The following is a 5585-nucleotide window of genomic DNA, read 5'->3' on the forward strand; positions in this document are numbered from 1 at the left end:
ACAGAATATTCTACCGACTATGGAAGGTGTTAATTATGAGAAAGCAAGAATTATTAAAGAAAAAACGGAGATCTACCTGTATGAAAAACTACTTTTAGGGTGTTGACTTTATCACAGTATCTGGCACAAAAATAACCACTTTGCATACAGTCAAAGCTTTTGATAACAAAGAGGCAGGTATACACCTGCCTCTTTTGAATTTATCTTAGGTATTTAAAATTTTACAGTTGTGCTAATGCTTCTTTTACTCTTTTTAACCCTTCTTTTATAATCTCTTTTGAAGTTGCATATGAAAATCTGATGTACCCTTCCCCGTATTTTCCAAAAGATGTCCCTGGAAGGGTAGCTGCCCCTCCTTCATAAAGAAGATAATCACCCAATTCTTTTGAAGTTTTCCCGAAGGATTTGGTATTTGCCAGCGCATAGAATGCACCTTTTGGCATTTTCACTGAGACACCGGGAATTTCATTCAATCCGTCTATAATGATGTTTCTTCTTTCTTCGTATATTTTTCTCATTTTTTCTGGTTCGTCTTGTGGGCCACGGAGCGCTTCTACGCCTGCCATCTGCACAAATGTAGCAACGCAGGAATCGGAGTTAGTTACGAGCTTGGTTATTGTTTGCGCAACATCTTTATTCATTACGCCGTACCCTAATCTCCATCCGGTCATTGCGTATGTTTTTGAAAAACCGTCCAGTATGATTGTTCTTTCTTTCATCCCGGGTATGGACGCAATACTGTAAAATGCTCCGTCATAGATAATTCTTGAGTATATTTCATCGGAAAGAATCATAATGTCATTTTCTATTGCAATGTCTGCTATAAATTGAAGGTCGTCCGGTGAAAGAATTCCTCCTGTTGGATTACCGGGGGAGTTGACAACAATGAGGCGTGTTTTGGGAGTGATGAGATTTTTAAACTGCTCTTTATCAAAAGCAAAATCATTTTCTTCCAGAAGTGCCATTGGGACAGGAGTAGCGCCTGCTATTTTTATTGCCGATTCATAGATCGGGTATCCCGGGTTTGGGTAGATTGCTTCGTCCCCGGGGTTAAGCAGCGCAAGTGCTGTAAGGAAAATAATGTCTTTTCCGCCTGGAGTTATTACCACTTCATCTGGGGATACAGGGATGTTTCTGGTGGAGGATATGTGTTCTGCTACTGCTTCTCTCAATTCAAGTATGCCTTGCGAGGGTGAATAATGCGTGAAGTTCTCTTGGATTGCTTTAATTCCTGCCTGTTTTATGTTTTCTGGTGTGTTAAAATCAGGCTCTCCAATTTCAAGGTGGACGATGCTTTTTCCCTGTTTTTCTAATGCCTTTGCTTTTACAAGCACTTCAAAAGCTGTTTCTGTGCCAGCCCGTTGTGCCAATTGTGATATTTTCATAATGCCTCCTTGTATATATTTTATTTATCACATCGTAATAACCGATTTTGCTGTTCTGTCAAGTAGATTTCTTTTTTCCTGCTCTTGGTTCAAGAAATGGGAGCCCTATAATTTCTGCTTCTGCTCTTTTTTCTCTTATAACAATATCTACTTTGCTACCTTTTTCTGCGAATGGTAAATCTATGTATGCCATCGCATGAATTTTTTTTAAGTACGGACAGTAATTTCCAGAAGTGATATACCCTATTTTTTTGCTGTTCTTCCGGACTTCCATGCCGTGTCTTGGAATTCCTCCACCTGCAATGTAGAGGCCTGTGAATTTCCGGTTGAGACCCTGTTCTTTAATTTTTGTTAGAGCTTCTTTTCCTATATAATCACCCTTTTTGAACTTTACAGCAAATCCCTGTCCTGCTTCGAGCGGATTAGTTGTTTTGTCTATATCATTTCCGTACAGCCAGTATGCCACTTCAAAGCGCAGCGTATCTCGTGCTCCGAGCCCTGCTGGCAGGATGTGAAACTTTTTTCCTTTCTCGATAATTTCATTCCAGAGATACACAATATCGTCTTTATCGCTGTAAACTTCAAATCCATTTTCTCCGGTGTAGCCTGTGTGCGAGACGAGCACCCTTTTTCCGAACAGTTCCCCATACATTGACTTAAAATACCCCAGTTCAGTTAACGGCATCTCTCCATCAAAAAATGGACTCAGCAATTCTTCTGCTTTTGGTCCTTGCACTGCCACTTCTCCATATTCAAAACTTTTTCCGAGAATGTCAACATCAAAACCTTTTTTGTTTTGCAGTACCCAATCAAGATCTTTTTCGTAATTGCTGGCATTGACGACTAGGAGGACAAAATCATCACTAATTTTATAGACAAACAGGTCGTCTACTTCTCCTCCATCCGGATAGCACATCGGTGTGTATTTTACTTTTCCGTTATGCATTTTTTCCACAGAATTTGTTACAAGATAGCTTGTATAGTGCAGTGCATCTTTTCCGCGAATTTCAATCTCTCCCATATGAGACACATCAAATATTCCCACGTTTTCTCTCACGTTGATATGCTCTTCTGTGATGCTTGTGTACTGAACAGGCATATCCCATCCGCCAAATGGTACTAACTTGCTGCCTAATTTTTTGTGTACTACATATAGCGGAGTTCTCTTAAGTTCACTCACTGCTGCCTCCTTATTTTAATATCTCACCATTTGAAATGACTGTTTCAACGTAATTTTCCCCGATTCTGTACGGCATCTCCTCAATCTTTCTTATGGACAAAATATTGATATTTGCCCTTTTCCCTACTTCGATGCTCCCCACTTCCTTATCCATATCGATTGCTTTTGCCGCATTAAGAGTAGCGGCGTATAAGGCTTCTTCTATTGTCATTTTCAGTTTTACCACTGCAAAGGATATAACTAGCGGCATCGAGGTGCACATAGATGTTCCAGGGTTGTAATCCGTGCCTATTGCCACGGTGAGCCCCATGTCTATCATTTTTCTTGCATCTGCATAAACATCGCTTCCTAAGGAGAATATTGTAATAGGCAAAAGTACGGCAATGACGCCCGCTTCTTGCATTTTTTTCAGGCCTTCATCTCTTGCGTGTATAAGGTGATCTGCCGATATTGCCTGGACGGCTGCTGCCACTTCCGCGCCTCCGGCATCACTCATTTCGTCTGCATGTATTTTTGGGATAAGGTTATTTCTTGACCCTGCTTTTAAAATACGCTTTGCCTGATTTCTTGTGAACGCTCCCTTTTCGCAGTACACGTCGTTAAAGTCTGCAAGTCCATTTTTTGCAATAATCGGGATAATGTCGTTTATCACAAGGTCTACATATTTTTCATCTCGCATATGATATTCAGGAGGGATAATGTGCGCGGCAAGCACAGTAGATTTTATGTTGACATATGTGTATTCTTTGAGGTATTTTGCGACCTTCAGGATTTTAATTTCTTCTTCTAAGTTCAACCCATACCCGCTTTTTATTTCTACAGTCGTTATTCCCCAGTTGACGAGCTCGGAAAGATGTACTTTTGAAGTTTCAAGCAGCTTTTCAAATACAGCTTTTCTTGTCCATCTTACTGTTGATATGATACCTGTATTTTCTTCCTTCAGGATGTGAGCATTTGGTATTCCTTGTTGTCTCATAAGAAATTCTTTTTCTCTTGTCCCTTCAAATACAAGATGCGTGTGAGGATCCACAAAGCCAGGCATTACAACTTTTCTTTCTGCATCTATCTGTTTTGTATCTTTGCCAATTTTTATGGATTTTAATATTTTGCTCTCATACCCTACTGCAACAATTTTCCCATTCTTTATTGCTACTGCGCCATTTCTTATTATGCCAAGGTTTTTTTCTAAGTCAGATTCTTCTTCGGATTGTTCGGGAGACATCGTGACGAGCTTCCCTGCATTGAATATTAATATATCGGGAATAATAGGTTGTTCCATTTGTTTTCCTCCTATTCATATATTTTTGTTTCTAAGATTTGTTGTTCTGTGAGCTTCGGCAGTTGCAAATAGAACGCAAGGCTTTTTAATGCTGCGTTCATCGGTAGAAGGCCGATTAATTCGCTCTCTAGTACGTTCACACCGTATCTTTTTGCTTCCATTTTTACTATTTCAAATACGCGGTACAGGGGAGCTTTTTTATAGTTCAGTATATTTATCGAAACTTGTACGCATTCTTTGTCTTTTAGTTTCATTCCTTTTGCTTGTATGTAGTGAAGGCCACCGGAGCTATCACGGATAGAGCGTGCAATTTTGTTCGCTATATTCATGTTTGTTGTCCCGAGGTTTATATTGTATGCGATGAGAAATTCTCTTGCGCCAACCGCTGTGACACCTGCCGAAGGGTGTACAACTGGTTTTCCAAAATCAGGCAGCCAGTTTGGGTCTTTTATCTTTTCAAAAAATCCTTCGAATTCCCCTTTTCTTATGTTTGGCAGTTTTTTTCTCTCTGGTTTTGTTGCAGAGTCTGCGTATAGATATACCGGTATGTTCAGTTCTTCTGCTATTTTTTTGCCTGTGTTTTTACTCAGCTCTATGCAATCGTCTATTGTGACATCTTTAACTGGTATAAACGGCACGACATCTACCGCACCCATTCGCGGGTGGGTGCCTTGATGATTTTTTAAATCTATCAGTCTCACCGCATCTTTTGCTACCTGCAGCGCTCCCTTTTCCACGTTTTGCTTGTTACCAACAAATGTGATTACCGAGCGGTTGTGATCAGAATCTGATGAATAATCCAGAATTTTTACTCCTGTTTTTTTTAGGTTTTCAATAATTTCTTTTACAATTTCTTTTCTTTTTCCTTCACTTATGTTTGGTACGCATTCAATAATTTCACTCATTTTTCACCCCACATTTGTAATAATTACTGTAATGTATTCTACCATTTTGACTTCCATTTGTCAATATTTACGGGAGAAAAGATTGTGTTTAAGCGGATATCATTGACTTTTTTGCTTAATTGAACTTTTTATCACAAAAACCTCTATTATAATCTTATTTTAGCAAAAAACCTTAAGAAAGCCTTATCAATGCTGTTGTTTGCAAGAAATCCTTTATTTATTATACTATTAACAAAGCGGAGGTGATTCTCCCGGTGAACGTAAATGATGCGACAAAATTTGTGGAAGCACTTCTTAACAAAGAAAAGTTGAGCTATAGGATAGCAAGAAATAAGAAATTTGTTCTTTTTAATAATCTCGATATTGGATATTGCAGTGTCATTGCATTGACACAAAGCGGGATTAGCATCATTGTCCAGCTGAAAAACAAAGATGGAATACGTTCTATGAATGTTCTATGTAATAGCTTGAAAAAACGTTTCACATTATTGCGATGTACCGCAGTCAAAAAAGACAATACTGTCTTATTCCGTCTGCAACTTCCCATGGAAAAAATTACCGATTTTGAATCAATTCTTGTTGCGGTAAATTCTGAATTTCAGCAGGAATTATCTATGTTTGTCCTGGACGACACTCGCAAAAACCCGGATCTATTTTTTACCGAGCAGTACAGTATATGGCAATCTATTCCACTGCCAGAGCAGAGCAATATGCTGGAAGAAATAATGGTTATTAAGGAACACTATTTTGGAACGACTAAAACGAAACAGGGCATTGTGAATAAGCTTTACAAGGTTAAGAAAATGCTGTCAGCAACATATAAAGAAAAAGGCGAA

Annotated in this window: 5 protein-coding genes; 1 reads left to right on the forward strand and 4 read right to left on the reverse strand. The window is 38.9% G+C overall.

The window, feature by feature from the left end; all coding sequences use genetic code 11:
• Positions 1 to 221: 221 nt before the first annotated feature.
• From U9Q18_05860 to ftcD, 4 genes are read right to left on the reverse strand one after another with little or no spacing between them, the layout of a single operon-like run.
• A complete protein-coding gene (locus U9Q18_05860; protein MEA3313883.1) occupies positions 222 to 1385 on the reverse strand; it encodes a pyridoxal phosphate-dependent aminotransferase in 1164 nt (387 codons plus the stop codon).
• Between the two features lie 58 nt (positions 1386 to 1443).
• The gene (gene gcvT / locus U9Q18_05865) at positions 1444 to 2565 is read right to left on the reverse strand and encodes a glycine cleavage system aminomethyltransferase GcvT (protein ID MEA3313884.1); all 1122 of its coding nucleotides are present in this window, start codon (positions 2563 to 2565) and stop codon (positions 1444 to 1446) included.
• A 10-nt stretch (positions 2566 to 2575) separates the two neighbouring features.
• The gene (gene hutI / locus U9Q18_05870; protein ID MEA3313885.1) at positions 2576 to 3844 is read right to left on the reverse strand and encodes an imidazolonepropionase; all 1269 of its coding nucleotides are present in this window, start codon (positions 3842 to 3844) and stop codon (positions 2576 to 2578) included.
• 11 nt (positions 3845 to 3855) lie between these two features.
• Entirely contained in the window at positions 3856 to 4749 is an 894-nt protein-coding gene (gene ftcD, locus U9Q18_05875) for a glutamate formimidoyltransferase (GenBank protein MEA3313886.1), read from the reverse strand.
• Between the two features lie 254 nt (positions 4750 to 5003).
• On the opposite strand from ftcD, the gene U9Q18_05880 reads away from it, so the two are divergent.
• Positions 5004 to 5585, forward strand: a 582-nt coding sequence (locus tag U9Q18_05880; GenBank protein MEA3313887.1) for a hypothetical protein, incomplete at its 3' end; no start/stop codon positions are given.

It is taken from the genome of Caldisericota bacterium, from assembly GCA_034717215.1.
Taxonomy (GTDB): domain Bacteria; phylum Caldisericota; class Caldisericia; order Caldisericales; family Caldisericaceae; genus UBA646.